At 41.6% G+C, this 17,251-nt stretch carries 21 protein-coding genes; 1 reads left to right on the top strand and 20 read right to left on the bottom strand.

Annotation, left to right across the window (positions count from 1 at the left end; all coding sequences use genetic code 11):
- Window positions 1-68: 68 nt before the first annotated feature.
- Complete coding sequence (locus M0Q51_08510) at window positions 69-2,636, top strand: TonB-dependent receptor (protein MCK9400016.1); 2,568 nt, start codon at window positions 69-71, stop codon at window positions 2,634-2,636.
- Window positions 2,637-2,824: 188 nt separating this feature from the next.
- Here the strand turns inward: M0Q51_08510 and M0Q51_08505 are convergent, their stop codons facing one another.
- The 20 genes from M0Q51_08505 to M0Q51_08410 form a co-directional block, all read right to left on the bottom strand.
- Window positions 2,825-3,508 (bottom strand): hypothetical protein, encoded by a 684-nt coding sequence (locus tag M0Q51_08505; protein ID MCK9400015.1) that lies wholly within the window; start codon window positions 3,506-3,508, stop codon window positions 2,825-2,827.
- Window positions 3,509-3,533: 25 nt separating this feature from the next.
- On the bottom strand, window positions 3,534-3,878 hold the full coding sequence (locus M0Q51_08500; GenBank protein MCK9400014.1) for a gas vesicle protein K: 345 nt from the start codon (window positions 3,876-3,878) through the stop codon (window positions 3,534-3,536).
- 8 nt (window positions 3,879-3,886) lie between these two features.
- The gene (locus M0Q51_08495; GenBank protein MCK9400013.1) at window positions 3,887-4,642 is read right to left on the bottom strand and encodes a GvpL/GvpF family gas vesicle protein; all 756 of its coding nucleotides are present in this window, start codon (window positions 4,640-4,642) and stop codon (window positions 3,887-3,889) included.
- 22 nt (window positions 4,643-4,664) lie between these two features.
- A complete protein-coding gene (locus M0Q51_08490; GenBank protein MCK9400012.1) occupies window positions 4,665-4,871 on the bottom strand; it encodes a gas vesicle protein in 207 nt (68 codons plus the stop codon).
- Window positions 4,871-5,665, bottom strand: coding sequence for a GvpL/GvpF family gas vesicle protein (locus tag M0Q51_08485; protein MCK9400011.1), 795 nt, complete (start codon window positions 5,663-5,665; stop codon window positions 4,871-4,873). Before M0Q51_08485 ends, M0Q51_08490 begins: the two co-directional genes overlap by 1 nt.
- A 27-nt stretch (window positions 5,666-5,692) precedes the next feature.
- Window positions 5,693-5,965 carry a gas vesicle protein gene (locus M0Q51_08480; protein ID MCK9400010.1) on the bottom strand — a complete coding sequence of 91 codons (273 nt, stop codon included), beginning with the start codon at window positions 5,963-5,965 and terminating at the stop codon, window positions 5,693-5,695.
- A gap of 267 nt (window positions 5,966-6,232) precedes the next feature.
- A complete protein-coding gene (locus M0Q51_08475) occupies window positions 6,233-6,469 on the bottom strand; it encodes a gas vesicle protein GvpG (GenBank protein MCK9400009.1) in 237 nt (78 codons plus the stop codon).
- A 1-nt stretch (window position 6,470) separates the two neighbouring features.
- Window positions 6,471-7,253 carry a GvpL/GvpF family gas vesicle protein gene (locus tag M0Q51_08470; protein ID MCK9400008.1) on the bottom strand — a complete coding sequence of 261 codons (783 nt, stop codon included), beginning with the start codon at window positions 7,251-7,253 and terminating at the stop codon, window positions 6,471-6,473.
- Window positions 7,254-7,276: 23 nt separating this feature from the next.
- The gene (locus tag M0Q51_08465) at window positions 7,277-8,050 is read right to left on the bottom strand and encodes a GvpL/GvpF family gas vesicle protein (GenBank protein ID MCK9400007.1); all 774 of its coding nucleotides are present in this window, start codon (window positions 8,048-8,050) and stop codon (window positions 7,277-7,279) included.
- A 1-nt stretch (window position 8,051) separates the two neighbouring features.
- The gene (locus M0Q51_08460) at window positions 8,052-9,092 is read right to left on the bottom strand and encodes a GvpL/GvpF family gas vesicle protein (GenBank protein ID MCK9400006.1); all 1,041 of its coding nucleotides are present in this window, start codon (window positions 9,090-9,092) and stop codon (window positions 8,052-8,054) included.
- 11 nt (window positions 9,093-9,103) lie between these two features.
- Entirely contained in the window at window positions 9,104-11,263 is a 2,160-nt protein-coding gene (locus tag M0Q51_08455; GenBank protein MCK9400005.1) for a CDC48 family AAA ATPase, read from the bottom strand.
- A gap of 3 nt (window positions 11,264-11,266) precedes the next feature.
- A complete protein-coding gene (locus tag M0Q51_08450; GenBank protein ID MCK9400004.1) occupies window positions 11,267-12,220 on the bottom strand; it encodes an ArsA family ATPase in 954 nt (317 codons plus the stop codon).
- A 5-nt stretch (window positions 12,221-12,225) separates the two neighbouring features.
- Complete coding sequence (locus M0Q51_08445; GenBank protein MCK9400003.1) at window positions 12,226-12,744, bottom strand: Hsp20/alpha crystallin family protein; 519 nt, start codon at window positions 12,742-12,744, stop codon at window positions 12,226-12,228.
- Window positions 12,745-12,773: 29 nt separating this feature from the next.
- Window positions 12,774-13,073 carry a gas vesicle protein gene (locus M0Q51_08440; GenBank protein ID MCK9400002.1) on the bottom strand — a complete coding sequence of 100 codons (300 nt, stop codon included), beginning with the start codon at window positions 13,071-13,073 and terminating at the stop codon, window positions 12,774-12,776.
- Between the two features lie 14 nt (window positions 13,074-13,087).
- Window positions 13,088-13,402 carry a hypothetical protein gene (locus M0Q51_08435; protein MCK9400001.1) on the bottom strand — a complete coding sequence of 105 codons (315 nt, stop codon included), beginning with the start codon at window positions 13,400-13,402 and terminating at the stop codon, window positions 13,088-13,090.
- A gap of 39 nt (window positions 13,403-13,441) precedes the next feature.
- A complete protein-coding gene (gvpN, locus tag M0Q51_08430) occupies window positions 13,442-14,359 on the bottom strand; it encodes a gas vesicle protein GvpN (protein ID MCK9400000.1) in 918 nt (305 codons plus the stop codon).
- Between the two features lie 229 nt (window positions 14,360-14,588).
- Window positions 14,589-14,900 carry a hypothetical protein gene (locus M0Q51_08425; GenBank protein ID MCK9399999.1) on the bottom strand — a complete coding sequence of 104 codons (312 nt, stop codon included), beginning with the start codon at window positions 14,898-14,900 and terminating at the stop codon, window positions 14,589-14,591.
- Window positions 14,901-14,962: 62 nt separating this feature from the next.
- Window positions 14,963-16,261 (bottom strand): hypothetical protein, encoded by a 1,299-nt coding sequence (locus tag M0Q51_08420; protein ID MCK9399998.1) that lies wholly within the window; start codon window positions 16,259-16,261, stop codon window positions 14,963-14,965.
- A gap of 86 nt (window positions 16,262-16,347) precedes the next feature.
- Entirely contained in the window at window positions 16,348-16,497 is a 150-nt protein-coding gene (locus M0Q51_08415) for a hypothetical protein (GenBank protein MCK9399997.1), read from the bottom strand.
- 34 nt (window positions 16,498-16,531) lie between these two features.
- Window positions 16,532-17,143: a hypothetical protein gene (locus M0Q51_08410; protein ID MCK9399996.1), complete on the bottom strand. Its 612-nt coding sequence runs from the start codon at window positions 17,141-17,143 to the stop codon at window positions 16,532-16,534.
- Window positions 17,144-17,251 lie beyond the last annotated feature (108 nt).

The raw sequence follows: 17,251 nt of genomic DNA, 5'->3' as shown, positions 1-17,251 counted from the left end.
TTTATAATTCCCGCCCTGTTGGATCCCTTCAGGGTTTTTTAATGGTCTAAATTTAACCTAATAAGATTATGAAAAAAATATCCTTTTATTGCCTGATTTGCCTGTTAAACCTCACACTGACCCAGTTAGCACATGGTCAGTCCTGGGTTTCAGGATATGTCGCCGATTCACTGACCGGCGATCAGTTTACAGGAGTCAATATCAAAGTATTAAATGAAAGCAAGGGAACTTCCACCGATCAGGCCGGTTTTTTCCGGATTGACCTGTCACCGGGAAGTTATGTTCTTTCCTTTACAAATATAGGATACCTTCCAAAAGAGATTCCAGTGACAATGACCGGGGAGGTAAAACTTGGCACGATCTATTTAAAGCGGGCCACCATCGGCCTGGCCGAGGTTAGCATCATAGCATCGGAAGCGATTGACCGGCGAACACCTGTTTCGGTGTCCATGATCAGGGCTGAAGATATTGAAACACGGCTCGGCGACCAGCCATTCCCTGAGATCATGAAGGCAGTGCCCGGTGTCTATGCGAGCCGAACCGGTGGTGGCAGCGGCGATGCCAGCGTGAACATCCGGGGGTTTAAACAGGAGAATGTGGCCTTGATGCTGAATGGGGTTCCCATTGGGAGTGTCGAAAACGGACTTGTCTATTGGAACAACTGGCTTGGTTTAGCGGAAGCCACCCAGCAGATCCAGGTGCAGCGGGGACTTGGGGCCTCAAAAGTAGCGCTGAATTCCATCGGTGGAACGATCAATATCATCACAAAAACTACCGATGTGGAATCAGGTGGAAGCCTCAAATATTCCATCACTGACTATGGCAACCAGAAAACCACCCTCATGTTATCCAGCGGCAGGCTTAAAAACAATATGGCCGTAACTTTTCTTGGCTCCCGGTTCACAGGACCGGGCTACGCTGATGCAACCTACGTCGACGGATGGGCTTATTATCTCTCCATCTCCAAGGAATTCAGTAAAGACCACATGTTGGTTTTCACTGCGCTTGGCAATCCTGAAAAACATGGCCAGCGGAATAACAGGTTGTCGAAAGCAGAAACAGACCAGTATGGTCTGCGCTACAACAAAGACTGGGGTAGTTATAACGGGGAGATCAACAATGCGAGCGAAAATTTCTATCATAAACCTCATATCGCTCTCAACGATTACTGGAATATTTCCAAAAAAAGCATGCTGGCCACCTCTTATTACTTGTCGTTCGGCAATGGCGGGGGTAAATGGACCGAGACTTTCGGCAGTAATCCCTGGATATTTAGTTATCATAACCCCAGTGGACAAATTGATTGGGAAACTATCTACCGGAATAATGCCGGGAATGAAAGTTATTATACACTGGCGGATGGCACTGACACAACCGGATATTCCCTTAATATTCAGACGAACTTTCTTGCAAGCCATATCTGGACAGGGCTTTTATCGACTTACAGGCATGAATTCAACGACCGGTTCACTCTGACTGCCGGTTTCCATGGAAGAATATTCAAGTCGAAGCTGCAGCAAAAGGTCAGGGATCTGCTTGGCGGCCGCTTTTTCATTGATGATTACGCTTATGCAGTCGATGGCGTGGCGGGCCGTGACCAGATTAAAAAGGTCGGAGATATCGTTAAGGTCGACAACGGAGCGATCAATAATTTCGCCAGCATCTTTGCGCAATTGGAGTATCAATCGGGCAGGCTTAACGCGTTTGCTTCCGGAACCATATCCGGTAACTGGTACCGGAGGGAGGACCGCTACAATTACGTCAGCGATATCAGTAGTGAATGGGTATTCAAGCCTGGTTTCGATGTGAAGGCAGGACTGAATCTTAACCTGAATGAGTTTAACCATTTATTCATTAATGGCGGATATTTCTCCCGTGAACCTTATTTTAAATTCGTCTTCGGAAATTTCACCAATGTCCCGACCCATGACCTTAAAAATGAAAAAACTTTAACGGCAGAGGTTGGTTACGGCTTAGACCTGAGGTATACCCGTTTGCGGCTGAATGCTTATTATACCAGTTGGCAGGACAAATCGATACTCACTAATGAGTACAATCAGTTTGAAGACCCATCAATGGTTCAGGGTCTTGATGCCTTACACAGGGGAGCAGAAGCTGAACTAAGCCAGCGGATCACCAGTTGGCTGAATGCCGGGGGAAGCCTGTCAATAGGCAACTGGAAATGGAAGAATGATGTAACGGCATTTGTCTTTAATGATGATCAGGCTGTTGTTGACACGATACAGGTTTATGCCGATGGATTGTATGTTGGAGATGCCCCTCAGACGCAGGTTTCCTTGTTTGCAGATATCAGGATCATGCGAACCATTGATATTTCAGTTTCCTGGATGTATTATGACCGGTATTATGCTGATTTTAGTCCAACTTCCAGGACAAATCCAAATGACCGGAGTCAATCTTACCGTATTCCGTCTTATCAAACTCTCGATATACACCTGGAATGTCCTTTCCGGGTTGGTTCCTTAAAGGCCAGAGCTGACCTGGGCTGCCTGAATGCGCTGAACAGCAAGTATATCATCAGGGGCCAGGATGGCTATTCCCATACGATTGATGACTTCAGTGGTTTCTGGGGATTTGGCAGAACCTTTTATCTTTCTTTGAAACTCGAGTTTTGAGTTATTCAGATTGTCCCTATACGTGATCCTGAGTTTCTCATTAAGTGGTCGGCCAGGACGAGTTCTTCGTTCTGCAATTCCAGCTCAATCTGGTGTACCTCAAGCTCATGAATGAGCTTCAGCGTTTCGGCTTCAGAAGGTTGCGAACCTGTTTTTGCCGACTTCTTTTTCAGCAACTTTTTCCAACATCATTTTTTAATCAGGTATTCCGTAAGTTGTTTAAGTTGTAGTGTTTTAATTTTAGAATCAGATTGAATTGCTTTTTGATATTTTCGGATTTTTGCAATTTCCTTCAATTCGATCACAGTAATATCTTTGGGCAGTCTTTTCATGATATTGTGATAAGCCCCGATAAAAAGAATTCCGGTTTCGTTTTGGCCCAGCGTTTCGGCTATCCTGCCGGTAATAAATTTATCCCTCCTGATTAAAAATATTGGTTTTAAAACTTTATACCTGAGTAGTAGAAAGAGTTTCTTAATATTAGTTTTTGATTTTAAGATAGATTGAAGTCCATCGTATTCATCTTTCACCATTTTGAAATCTTCAGTCTTGATAAGTGATGCCCCCCGATCGATAAGGTTTGAGACTATTTCAAAATTTTTGCTCCCTGATTTGATGCCTTCGTTAATGATTTTCATCGCTATTTCACCATCAACAAACATTCCGTCCTGATATATTTTAATCCCCTTAATGTAAATATCAATGTTTTCAAAGTAGGATTCAATTGCATCCCAGTAGCCATTTACAGTATCGGTGTGCTTTTGCCATACATTTTCTCCCAATTCAGAAACACTTTTGTTCTTAAGTTCTTTTCCCAGAGAGCCCATGTCGGCGCTTGAATGAATGATGGGAACATATATCAGCGTCCTCATTGTGAAAGGCTTTTAGCTTTGTCTTTTACATCAAATCACCCAACGGACCGAGATTGATATTTAAGTCGCGGTCGGTGAGATTAAAATGCTTTTTCAGCTCTTCCATTTTCATCTCTAACTTCATGAGGGTTTCTCCCAACCGTTCGATTTCGGCTTCCGTTAATGATCCGCCGTCAACTCTTCGCATAGCCTGCTTTTCAACCAGTTTACGGATGAGTTCAACTAAGGTTAGTACCAGTTTTGCCAGCCCTGAATCTGCATTGTCGGGGGTGAGCTTTAGCCTGGATTCTTCATTGCTTGTTAGTTTCCCGATCTCCTCCGAAAGTTCATCGAGCGATCCGGTATTAAATAATATTTTATTTTCACTCATCGTCCTGATTACTTTATGGTGATTTCAACAAAATTATACGGCGGCCAGGGCCCGGTTAAGACAAAGTTTAGCCCGGGATATTGGTTTTGTAAATCTTCAACCGCCTGAATTAATTCGCTTTTCTTCTCCTTCTCAAGTAAAAAAACCGCATCGATTATATTTGTTGCGGTTGCCATCTTTTTGAATTTATTGACCGCGTTCAATCGGGCAAGGTATCCCATGATTTCTGAAATGACCGAATCAACATAGGTTAAGAGCAATTCCTCAAGCCTGTGCTCTTTAAGCTTTTTATTTACGTAATCCCTGTACACTGAATTTTTAATTTCCGGGGCAGGTTTGGCGGGTGTTTTAGTATCTGCCTCTGATTTTGCCCTCAGTTCTGCCTTTAACTTTTCGGAATCACAAAAGATCTTCAGCCCGAATTCACACTTGTTTTCAACTTTATGAAGGTTTTGTTGAAATTCATGGTAGTTTCTTCCGAGCATTTTATTAATCGCGTCGGTTGATTCCATAAGGGAACCATATCGCATTGGAAGAAGCGTAAATTGTTGTGCCAGTTTTTCGATCACCCCGGCATATTCAATGGCATTTGTTTTATCTGCAATTAAATCAGCTCTTTTGATGTTGCTGACTACCGCAGAAATCTGATCAAAGGAAACAGCAAATAAGCCCGTCCCCGCAATACCCTTTATCCCAACCAACAGCGTATTTAATTTCTCAGGATTGTTTTTTACGGATAATATGGAATAAATCATCTTATCCATTTCAGCGCATTTAATTAATTATTTACTCTTTCGCTACTGATTTTCCGGACCTTAACTGCTCCATGGACTCAACCGAGCTTAACATTAATTTCAACCCAACATACACCAGGTCGATATCTGCTACAGAAATTACAATATCTCCCGTAAGGATCACCCCTTTGTTCAAAACCCTGTCGAGTAACTCCAGGATGGTAATGTCTTTAGACCGGTCGATTACATTATCGTGCATTATTGTTTTTCTTTAATGGAGATAAAACTAAATGGAGGCCAGGGCCCGGTTGCTTCAATAATAAAACCGGAATTCCCATCATTTTTTCTCAGCCTGTCGACTATACTTTTAAAATCAGTCAAATTGTTTTTACTTACAAGATAGGTGGCATTGAGGATCATGGCATCCTCTCTTCCGGTAAGTTCTTTCGGGAGCAGGTTGTTGATGCTGGTTGATTCGCTCAGTTTTTTAAATTCATTATAATATTCCTGTCCGTAGTTCTTACAAAGCCGGTCTATCTCAGTTTCGATCAGGTCTGCTTTTTTTCTTTTTAAAAGAAATGCTTTCCCGGGCGAACTTGCCATGATCTGTTTTTCCAGATCAGCTGCTTCCTCGCTCAATTCGTCAATTTGTTCGCTCAGCGTTTTTCTTTCGCAATAAATTTTTACAGACCATTCTTCCTTTCCCTTGATATTATGGAAATTTTCGATCAATGAATCAGAATAATCCGCAATAAATTTTTTCAAACTATCTTTTGAATGATAGATCGTACCAAATTTAAACGGGATCACGGTACAATATTCCATGATCAGGTCGATTACCCTGATATGTTCCCGGGCGTTGGATTCCAACCACTGAAAATCTGATAAATTCTTTTTGAAGTTTTCTTTGGAGAATTCATTTTCGGAAACATATTTAACGATAACGAAAAAATCATCAAACATAAGAGATTTCAAGCCTTTGGACTCCATGATATGGACGAGTCCAAGAGGACTGTTTGATATGCAATAAACATATATCAGCTTATTGATCATGATAACTGGTTCCTTTATTAAGTGATATTACTGATCAGTATTATCCATTCCTTCAAAGGAATTAAGTCGTTCGAAGGATGTAATTTCAAGCTTTTCATCCATCTTAACGGAATAAAAAAGCTGCACCTGTTTTGGTGGCAGGTTCATTGATTTTAAAAATGAATCGTCTTCATATACCTCTGCCACGGCACTCCAGATTTCTTTAACTTTTTCAATTTTTATGACCGTTACGTCATAACAGTTAATGTTCTCTTTCAGGAATTTAACCACTGTTTTTTTTACATCAATTATTTTACTCATTTTTCCCTCCTTATTATTTATCTTTTTCCCCGGTAACGGTTTCTTTTTTCCCCGGTAACGGTTTCTTTTCACCCGGTTTCTTCATGTTATGCCCGCAAAAGGGGCAAAATTTGTAATCGAACATAAATCGCCATCCTTCGCCACATTCCGGGCATATAATATTGAGTGGCTGTCCACATTCAATGCAAAAATTTTCGTTTCCACCTGTTACTTTTCCACATTTCGGACATGTAAATGCATTCATTTTTCCCTCCTTTCTTTATTTCGTTATTTATTTTGTTTTTCTTCTCTGATATTTGCCAGTAATTTCAATAATTCATCTTCTCTTTTGTCGTATTCTTCTTCGTCAATTTCATCCATCTCAAATTTCAGCTGCAGTGCCATCAACCTTTCTTTGATAGTGCCTTCGTCTGACGTTTCTTTCTCGATCACCTCATTGATTTTTTTTGCGATAAAAATGACTCCTTTTAAAGGTGCAAGCAATATATCGTCGATTAAAAACATGTTAAATTCCTTTCGTGTTAATTACAAGGTTAACAAAATTATAGGGTGGCAATGTCCCCACGTATTTGAAGGTCATAAAGCTGCCATATTTTTCATCCAAATCGCTCACCGCTTTATCAAACGCGGGCTCAGCGCTGTTTTTAATCAGGAAGGCGGCATTGAGTATCATCAACTCACCATAGTTGTCGTTTATCTTCACGTCGTCTGCAAGTGGGTTTAGAACATCGAGGGTGGTATTTTTATAAATGCCTGTTTCATTTTTAAGCGCTTCGGCCACCATTTCACCGATTTTCATCCGCTGGTAATGGGTTTTGTCCGGAGGCAGGTTCATCAGTTTTCCCCGCAGTATCCTGATTTCATCATATTTTTCAATGATACTTTCATAGATCGCAGCTTCCTGTGCAAGTACCTTGAGTCCCAGTTCTTTCTTGCCTTCCATCTTACTAAGCAGGTCGTCGAATTTTTTATAATCCTTTTCAAGGATTCTCAGGATTCCGGCGTCATCGTTGTGCTCGGAGATGGTTGAAAACCGGACCGGAAGAACTGTGAATTGTTTCATAACCTCCTCAAGTACTTCTTCGTGAGCGATCATGTTTACCCTTCGTGCTTCATATATGATGATTGGCGAATTACTAACTATTGCGCTGATATCTTTAAAATTGATACCATAAACCCTGTCTGCCCGTTTTCCGATTCCGATAGGGCCATAGTCTAACGGGCCGGCATGCCTAATGATCCCATAAATGTATTTTCCTTCTTTCGGTATTTCCAGTTCGCTGTTCATAAATGTCTTTCAGTCTATTGGTTTTATAATTCCCATTTTTCAGGAAAAATTTTCAGGTCGATGAAATTAAAGATCGGCAATGGAGCGGTATAAACAAAGTCGCTCCGATCCTGGTATCTGGTGCCAAGGTCGGCCATGATGTTATCGAATTCCACCTCCCTCCCGCTGTTCACCAGAAATGCTGTATTCATAAACATGGCGTCGTTGTTTTTTTTATTGTGTTTAAACTCGAACACCGATTTGCGGAAAGCATCGATAATCTTTCCCGCCTCATCCTCTTTCTTTTCAACCAGTGCATGTTCGACCAATTTTCCGGCTTCAGCAATTTTCAGGTTTCTTTTTTCCTGGTCATGCAGTTTTTCGATTTCGGCCCTGATTTTTTGAAGTTCAACATGTTCCTTGTCGATCTCCTTGTAAATCATTCCCATATTTTTCCAGGTTCCCCTTACATTGAGCTCCACTTTATTTTCGAACTGTTTGAGCAATTCCATAAACTCGCTGTATCTGCGGTTCAGCAGGTTCCTTATTTCATCGGGGGTTGCCGCGATGATGCCAAACCTGATGGGAAGTACGCTTCTGAATTCCTTCATCACCTCTTCAATTACCTTTTGGTGCGCCAGCATGTTTTCGGGATTGACAACGAACCTGCTGAGCGGATGGTCGCTCACCACCATGCACAAGCCATCGAAACCGATGGTGAAGACCAGATCGCCGCGTCCGCCTACCCCTATCGACCCTAGATTGATGTCGTAATCCGATGCAATGATGCAATAAATGTACTTTCCGTCGCGCTGCATATTATTCCTTTATTTTTACCAGAATCAAATTTTCAATCACTTTTTCTTTTGCCAGAGATATTAAATCATCTTTCGAAGATTGCCTTGCCGACACTGAATAATCAAGCAATGTATTATAGGCTTTATTGATCCTGTTGAAGTTTTCTTCGTCGCCATTGTCCGGATGTGCATCGGGATGAAATAATTTTGCTTTTTCCAGGTATGCTTTTTTTATTTCAGATTCCGATGTTTCTTCTCTCAGTCCAAGCTCTTTTCTGGCCTGTTCCACCTGTTCAGAATTCAGGTCTTTTACTTCAATAGTATAAAAACTATAACACGGCAGAGGCCCTACCAATTTGAAGTTCAACAACCCCTTGTATTCTTCATCAAGCTGATCCATTACCTGTTCAAATTTTTCTTTATTATTCCTGTTAATGAGAAACGCGGAATTGGTAACCATCTCGTCGTTCATCACCTCATGGGTTTTTATATCGAGACTGATTGGTGACAAAGAATCCAGAATATTCAATTCAACCTTTGTGTTTTTTTCTTTTAATTTTGCCTGAACCAGCATCCCCACTTTCACCTGGTCAATTTTTAACAGCGTGTCCGCTTTTTTCAGAATGTCATCTTTTATGGCTATGATGTCTGGATGGCCAGCGATCTCTTTGAGGGTACCAGGAAAATCTGCCCAGGTCACTGCAAGGTCAATTTCTGTCAGGTGTTCGATTTTCTTCAGGGTATCGATAATTAAATCATAGCCGTTTGCAAGTATTTTAAAAACCTCTTCCTTTGAGCTTACAATCGTGCCGAGCCGCATAGGGATAAGCATGGCGAATCCTTTCCCCATGAGATCTTCAATCGTTTTCTGATGATGAACCAGCAAATATCCCAGGGATTCCCTGTCTAAATAATCGAGGTGTGTACTATTCCTGTCGGAAACAATGGCAGATATGTTTTGAAAAGTGATGGCATAAACCCCTGAATTCTCCAATGATCTAAACATATCCGTACTGTAAAAGTTCGGCACAATCCCGTAAATATATATCCCTTTTGTTGCCATGCGATCTGAATTTATTTTTTAGTTGCGTTTTGTTTTAACACCAATTGTATGGCTTCTTCAAAGTGATTTTCAAGGATGCTGATGTCACCGAAAATTTCAGACGGCTTCTCACGGTTTTTATCAATCAATTGACGAATGGCAAGCATAGCGGCTTTCCGGCAAATAAATTCGATATCGGACCCTGTCAGGGTGTCGGTTTTCAGCGCCAGTTTATTCAGGTTTACTTTTTTACCAAGGGGTTTATTCCGGGTATGGATGTCGAATATTTTCTCTCTGGTTAGTAAATCGGGAAGTGGCAATTCGAATATCAGATCGAACCTGCCGCTTCTTAACAAAGCCGGGTCAATTAAATCGATCCTGTTGGTTGCAGCCAGCACAATAACGCCTTTCATGTCTTCAATGCCATCCATTTCGGTAAGGAACTGGCCGATCACCCGCTCGATCACCCCGGAACCTGAGCTGTCATTATTTCGCCTGGGGGTAAGGCTGTCAATTTCATCCAGGAACAAGATGCAAGGCGATGCCTGTTTTGCCATTCTGAAGAGTTCCCTCACCCCTTTTTCCGACTCCCCGATATAGCGGCTCAAAATCTGGGGACCTTTTACAGAGATAAAATTGACGCCGCTTTCGCTTGCCAGCGCTTTTGCCAGGTATGTTTTGCCTGTGCCGGGTTTCCCGTGAAGGATAATTCCCTTGGGTGGTTTGGTATCGGCTTTTTTGAACAGGTCGGCATATTTCAATGGCCATTCCACCGTTTCCTTTAAAGCCTCTTTTATTTCATCAAGGCCGCCGACATCATCCCATTTCACATCGGGCACCTCCACAAATACTTCCCTGATGGCCGAAGGCTCCACCTCTTTCATCGCGTCAAGAAAGTTATCCATGGTCACTTCGAGCGACATCAAAAGTTCGTAAGGGATTTCGGCCATCTCGAAATCGATTTGCGGGAGTATTTTCCGCAAAGCAGTCATGGCGGCTTCCCTGGCTAAAGCTTCCAAATCGGCGCCCACAAAACCGTGGGTGATTTCCGCCAGTTTTTCCATATCTACATCCATCGACAAGGGAATGCCCCTGGTATGGATGTGAAGAATTTCGAGCCTGCCTTTTTTATCAGGAATGGAGATAGAAATTTCGCGATCAAAACGTCCCGGCCTTCTCAATGCCGGATCAATGGAATTAGGAATATTTGTTGCGCCAATTACTATAACCTTCCCCCTCGATTCCAATCCGTCCATAAGCGATAATAGTTGGGCTACAACACGCTTTTCAACCTGTTTTTCGCCGCCCATATCTTCCCGCTTTGGCGCAATGGCATCTATTTCATCAATAAAAATGATGGCGGGTGCATGTTGCTGAGCCTCTTCAAAAATTTTCCTTATCCGGCCTTCGCTTTCCCCATAAAATTTCCCCATGATCTCTGGGCCGGAGATGTTGATAAAATAGGCATCCGTTTCATGAGCCACCGCTCTAACGATGAGCGTTTTCCCGGTTCCCGGAGGGCCATACAGAAATACGCCTTTGGGAGCCTGAACACCAAGTCGTTCGAAAATTTCGGGATACTTTAATGGGAGCTCAATCATCTCCCTGATTCGTTGAACTTGATTACCAAGTCCACCGATATCTTCGTAGGAAACCTTTCTTTTGCTTTCCCCCTCCTGCTTTGCCAATTCAAGTTGAAACGCGGTATTGGGGTGTATCAGCACCACGCCTTCCGGATTGGTGCCGGTTATCGTATAATCCACCGACCGGGAACCAAACAGGGTGGCCCTCACTTTATCTCCTTTTGTCACCGGGAGGCCATTGATGAGCGAACCAATGTATTTGGCGTCATCGGCCTTGAACAAAGAACCGGATTTTGTATCGGGCTTGAGTTTTATTTTTGCAGCCTGCCGGCAGGTGGTTTTAACGATCTTCACCTTTTCATCGATGCCAGCCTGTGCATTTTCCCTGGTAATCCCGTCAATCTGAATAATACTCTTATTCCTGTCTTCGGGATAACATGGCATGATTTTGACAGGTGTGGCACGTTTGCCTTCAATAACGATCACGTCGCCACTTTCCAGGCCGATCAACTTCATATCTTTTGGATCGATCCTGGCAATAGCCCTTCCCACATCCCTTACCGGGGCTTCTTTTACACGCAATACTATTTCGTCTTTGATTATGGTCATGGTTTATGGATTGATGGGTTTATCACCAAAAAGATACATCCTCAACTGATTCAATGCTTTCAGCCCTTTGATCTCTTCAGCAAACACCGGTACTTCAACCTTGTTCAAATAGTTAAAAATTTCACTTATCTGTTGAATATATTTCAATTGGCCAGCTTTTCTTCGTTTACAAAAACCACACTCCTCCGAAACCATCACATTGTTCACGATGATCTGCCGTGCAATTATTTCAGATTTGCGTAAGTCTGATAGCAACCGGCCGGTTTCCATAATGGCCATCGCTTCGGGGATACATACCGGGATAAATTCACATTTGGTTTTATCACGCAACAGGTTTTCGATTCTTTTTACCGTTTTTTTCAAGCTCAGTAAAAGACTATCGACCTCATCCAGTTGATAGGACCCCGAAAAACTGGTGATCATATAGCGGTATTTCCATCTCATTCTGACTGCCACCTTTATCCATTCATCCAGCAGTTTCGGCGATGAGATCAGTCGCATGGCGTGACCGGTTGGCGCTGTATCTACAACATATTTATCGTATTGTCCTTCCTCAATAAAATCAATAATCGTTTTAAAGCTCATCACCTCATCAATACCAGGTATCGACAAAGTCAGCATCTCATCAATGTCCTCGTTGTCAAGATTTGTGGAGGTTTCAAGAAGTTTTTTCAATTCGCCTTGATGTTCCGTTTTAAACCTTGAAAGTGCTTCGTCGGCAACAACCTCAATTGCGGCTAAGTTTTTATGGCCGGCAACTTCCTGAACTTTAAAGCCAATCTGCTGTTCGAGGCAATCCGACACGGAATGGGCAGGATCGGTGGAGATGAGCAGCGTTTTGAAATTTTCAGACAACGCCAGTGCTGTGGCAATGGCACAACTAGTTTTTCCAACACCACCTTTCCCGCCGAAAATGATGAGTTTAAGGTCGTTGTTTTCTAAGCCAGCAAGTGCCATGACATTTATTTTTTTATCCTGATCTCAAGGATGCCATTGGTGAATTTGTGCATTAGATTTGATTTGATTACCTTAGCCGGGAGTAGCAATTCTTTTCGGTATGTTCTGTTTTTGCTTACAGCCGAAATTTCAAGGATATCTTCCTTCAGGTCGATTTCAAGGTCACTTTCCTCTATTCCCGGCATTTCGGCAATAACAACGATCTCATCCTTTTCATCAAAGATATCGGTTATCGGTTCCCGCTCTTCATCCACTTTAGGCCCTTCGGGTGTTTTTTTTATGTTCCCGAAAGTCTCCACTTTTGGGACACCTCCGCCTGCCGTGTTGATGGTAAAGCCATAAACACCTTTCATTCCTTTTTTAATATGATCAAAATTGATCTCGCCTTCCTTGCTGATGCCACCCTTTTCCTCGAGCTTCCCGGCAAGGTCAACCAGTTTTTCGATGCCTTTGAACAGACCGCCAAGTCCGAAAAGGTTAAAATCGGCTTCGTCCTTTTTCTTTTTGTTGTTATCTTTTTCCATTTTTCATCCTGTTTTACGGTTCATAACAGTTATAAAGGTTTATTGAGTGCTTCCAGTTTTTGCAGGCGGGCCTCCAAAGTTTCCTGTTGCTGCATCAGCTCTTTTTCCCTGGCTTTCGTCGAGAGATAGGTATCTTCCTGCCACCAGTTAATTCCCATCTCCATGGCTTTGTCGACCGAAGCCACAAGCAACCTGATTTTAATGGTTAACAGGTCAATATCCGCTATCTGAATTTTGATATCACCTGCAATAACGATCCCTTTGTCGAGTACTCTTTCGAGAATATCGGCAAGATTGGTCGCTTGTAACGCATGGGTCATTTCAGCCATAGTACATTGTTTTTTTAATAATCTATTGACATGGTTTTCCAATCTTTTTTATCGTCCTTCCTGGACTTTTTACTCTTTTCTACCGGGTCAGGAACATTCATCTGTCCTGCTTTTTCCTCATTGTACGCCTGAATTTCCTTCAATCGGTTTTGAATGATTTCAAGCCTTAATAGAATCCTTATTTCTTCACTTTTCAACCGGGTTCTTTCTTTTTCGAAGAGATACAATTTAATGAAATCTGATTCCTCCTTGTTGGGGATACCCGATTTGACGACATTCTGCATGCTTTTGATGCTCTGAAGTCCTTTTATTGCACTTGAAATTGGCATAATATTATGGATTGGTTGATGGGGCGTTTTATTGCGAAATCAGGAATATTGTTCGATAAGTTCATCAACAATTGTCTTTACCTTTTCCTGGTTGGTTTTTGAGCCAATCCGGCTCGTTTCGGAAGTGAGAATATCCTGGCAAATTTTTCGGAATACACTTTTGGATTTCGATGGTGTTGTTTTTAAAGTTGCCAGTGTTTTTGCAATCATGATGGAACCACGAATGGTCGGGTCAAATTCAGTTTTCCCCGATTCGCGCAAGCCTCTGACAATTTTAACTATTATTTCAGTATCTTTTAGCGAAAGGTTAGATTTTGCTCTGGTAATCTGCAATTCGGTTTCATAGTCGAAATGATCGAGGTCCATGGTAACCATTCTGTCGCGAAGGGCATCCTGGGTCCGGTTAACGCCGGCATATTCTTCAGGATTTGAAGTAAAGATGGCACGGAATTCAGGATGCACCTTCATATAGTAATCCTCCTCTTTTGCTGCCGATGTGCTCAGCATTCTCTCCTGCAGGATGGGTAGCAGTATATTATTTGCTTCAGGACGTGAACGTGTAAATTCATCGTATATCAGTGTGAAACCATTTTTAACAGCGATGGTTAAACGGTTATTCACCCACTGTTTAGTCATGTCCTCCTCATATTTATGGACAGAATGAATAAATTTGTCGTCCAGCTTTTTATATTTATAACCCTGTTCGCTGCCGATGAGATCGGAAGTTTTATACTCGGCATCGCCATGAATGATAACCACCGGCCTTCCGATTTTACTTGCCAGATGCATGGCCATCGTTGTTTTCCCGGTTCCCGACGGGCCTCTGAAATGCACCGGAAATCCCGCTTTTATGTAGGTAAGGCCACGGCTTGTAATGTCTTTAATGTAATCAGTTTCAACAAAATTAGACATTGGCCTTAGTTCAAGTACGGTGTTCATTTCATTGTTGTTGCTCATGGTAGGTTTGGTTGATGAGTTAATGAATTATTGATTAAATTCCTGGTTGGGTAATTGTTCCAAAGTGTTTTTCCAAATGTTCCTTGCCTTCTCAATATCCTTTGTTATCTGTTCCTTTGCAAGTAAAAAGGCTTCCTTCCTGGCTTTAAACCTATTTAATGCTTCTTGGCTTTTCAGCAAACTCTTCCTGATATTGTTTCCGGCATTGTTCATTGGGTATAATCCATTGTCAATTCAATCCTTTGCCTCCACAACGGGTACATGGCAGGCCATCGCTTGATTTTCCCGTCCCTTTGCATTGCGTACATTTTGTGTTACTTTCGCAGTGATTATTTCCCTTGCCTCCACATACGATGCACGGAACCCTGGCTCCAAGCGGGTTTTTACCTGTACCCGAACAAAAAACACATTTTTTCATGGGTTCATCAACTTCAACCCGCCCCGTGCCGTTACAAACCAGGCAATGTGATATTGGAGAGAGTAAATCGAAGGGATCCTTTCCCGTTCCACTACAAAATACACATCTGATTATTTTTGCCATGATCTTCTCTGTTTGATAATTTAGATAAGTAACTTAATAATTAAATGCATATTTTGAATCCGCTATCTTTCACGCCTGGTTTTTGGGTAGTAAATGTTTTTAATTTTCAGTACTTTTCCTTCATCCAGTAAGTTTTTGGCAATAAACCCCAATTTCATTCTGGTTTTGCTAAGAGGTTGTTCCATTTCCGAAATTCTCACACCCTTGGGATGCTTGTTGATATAATCCAATACTTTCTCTTCCAGTGTCTTTGGCTCTTCTTGAAATGAGGTAAAAGCCGGTTCTTCTTTAACCGGGGTTTCCTTTACTACTTCAACCGGGGTTTCCTTTACTACTTCAACCGGGGTTTCCTTTACTACTTCAACCGGGGTTTCCTTTACTACTTCAACCGGGGTTTCCTTTACTACTTCAACCGGGGTTTCCTTTACTGCTTCAACCGGGGCTTCCTTTACTGCTTCTTTCTTTTCAACTTTCTTTACTGCCTCCTTAGACGGCTTGACAAAGCCTGTTTCCCTTAATTGAGCAATGGCGTCCTGCATCTTGTTCCACTCAGCCGAGGCCTGGCCTCTGCCTTGTGAAAATTCACCAAGCATTTCGGCAGTGGCTTTTTGGATATCCTTTACTTCTTTACGGATTCCTTTAATTGCCACATGGATTCCTTTCATTATATCATTGTAATCGTTAAGTCTTTCTACTCCGCCATTGGCAAGATCTTTTCTTAACTTTTGAGCCATTTTTTGATTTTCTTTGCTGATTTCCGATAATCTTTTCTGAAACCCATTCAGCAAGGTTCTGGTATATTCAACTCTTTCAGCCAGGTTTTTACTCAGTTCTGCTCTAAGCTCAGCCGACATTTCCAGATGCTCCTTCTCAAACTTTCCGAGCATATCGTTGGTATTTTTGAAGATGCTCAAAACCTCTTCGTTTATGCTTTTGATTTCGTCGTTGATGTTATTCATGAGGGCATCAAATTCCTTTATCCTGTTTTTTTCGTTTTGCATCCTGTCGGCCCTGCCCTGTGCAAAGAATTTATTCAACTCGTCAGCCATTTGTGCCCTGTCGGTTGTGAATTCATTGATCATGTTGAAGGTGGAAGTTTGAATTGCCACCACTTCTTTCTGGATGGAGGCGATCGTGCGATGGATGCCGGTCATTAATTCATTGAAGGTATTCAGCCGTTCTTTTTCCCCGGTTGCAAGACCTTTTCTCAGAGCCGCAGCTTTGGCGTTTAAAACAGCGGCCATTTCCTGATGATCCTTCCTAAATCCGTCGAGGGTTTTTTGCACATCGTTTACAAGCTCTTCATTTTCTTTGATACGATTTTTGAATGAAGCAAGTATATCTTCACTCAAATTTTTCATTTCTGATGATAGTCCCATTTTTTTTCCTCCTAATTATTTTTACTAAAGATTAGTTTAATATTTTAGTTGATTTTTTTTATTGATCTTTAAGCTTTTTTATCTCCTTTATCAGAATGTGATCGCCTTTTTAAGGAATGCAATAATTTTTGCAGAAATGTTTTGAATGAAGAAAGAACTTTTTTAATAAAATTTTTCTTCCCTGTTTCTATTGCCATTTTTTTATCATCTGTTTCCATTTTTTCTATTTTAATAAATGTTTGGTTAACTGAGTTAGTTGATTTCTTTAATTATTTGATCATTAACCTTTTTTATATCCTGTATCAGGATGTGATCGCCTTTTTCAAGCAAATTTTCAAGGCATTCCATCATTCTGTTATGCATTTGCTGAAAATCCATGAATGTCTTCATTACCGTTTCCTTTCTCATTTCCTGCAGTTTTGAAATCTGAGAAAGTTGCTCTTTTACAGTGGTAATTTTTTCGCTGGCGTCTTGTGAGGTAATATCTTTGATACCCAAAAGGCTATTTTTAAGCGATTGGGCAGTCTCTTTCTGGGCTTCAATAAAGTTCAAAAACTGTCTTTCGGCTTCTCTTTCCTTTTCATCGAGTGCGCCGAGAATGCCTGCCATCATCGTATTGTAATCTTTTTTACGCAGGGAACCATTTTTTGCCAGGGTTTCGCAAAGCCTGGTATTTAAAATGTCTCTTTCCTTTTTAAGATTGTTTAAGGAACTATGGATATTATCGAACAGGGAGTGGGATGATTCCGTAATGTTTTCTGATGATTGGAAGACAGTTTGAATTTTTTGAATCCGGGTTTCGTAGGATGTTATAATGTTGTCAAAAAAACCATCTATATTTAATTCAGGCCGGGGGGTATTCATATATATAATGTATTTGTTTCGATTTTACCTTGGGAGAAAAGCGAAATTCTGCGAGAAAAGAGAAATTCCTGGTAAATCATGCTTTCGGGTATTAGATCTGGAAGGATG

Source organism: Bacteroidales bacterium (genome assembly GCA_023229505.1).
Lineage (GTDB): Bacteria > Bacteroidota > Bacteroidia > Bacteroidales > JAGOPY01 > JAGOPY01.
This window is presented reverse-complemented; position numbering and strand designations above follow the sequence as displayed.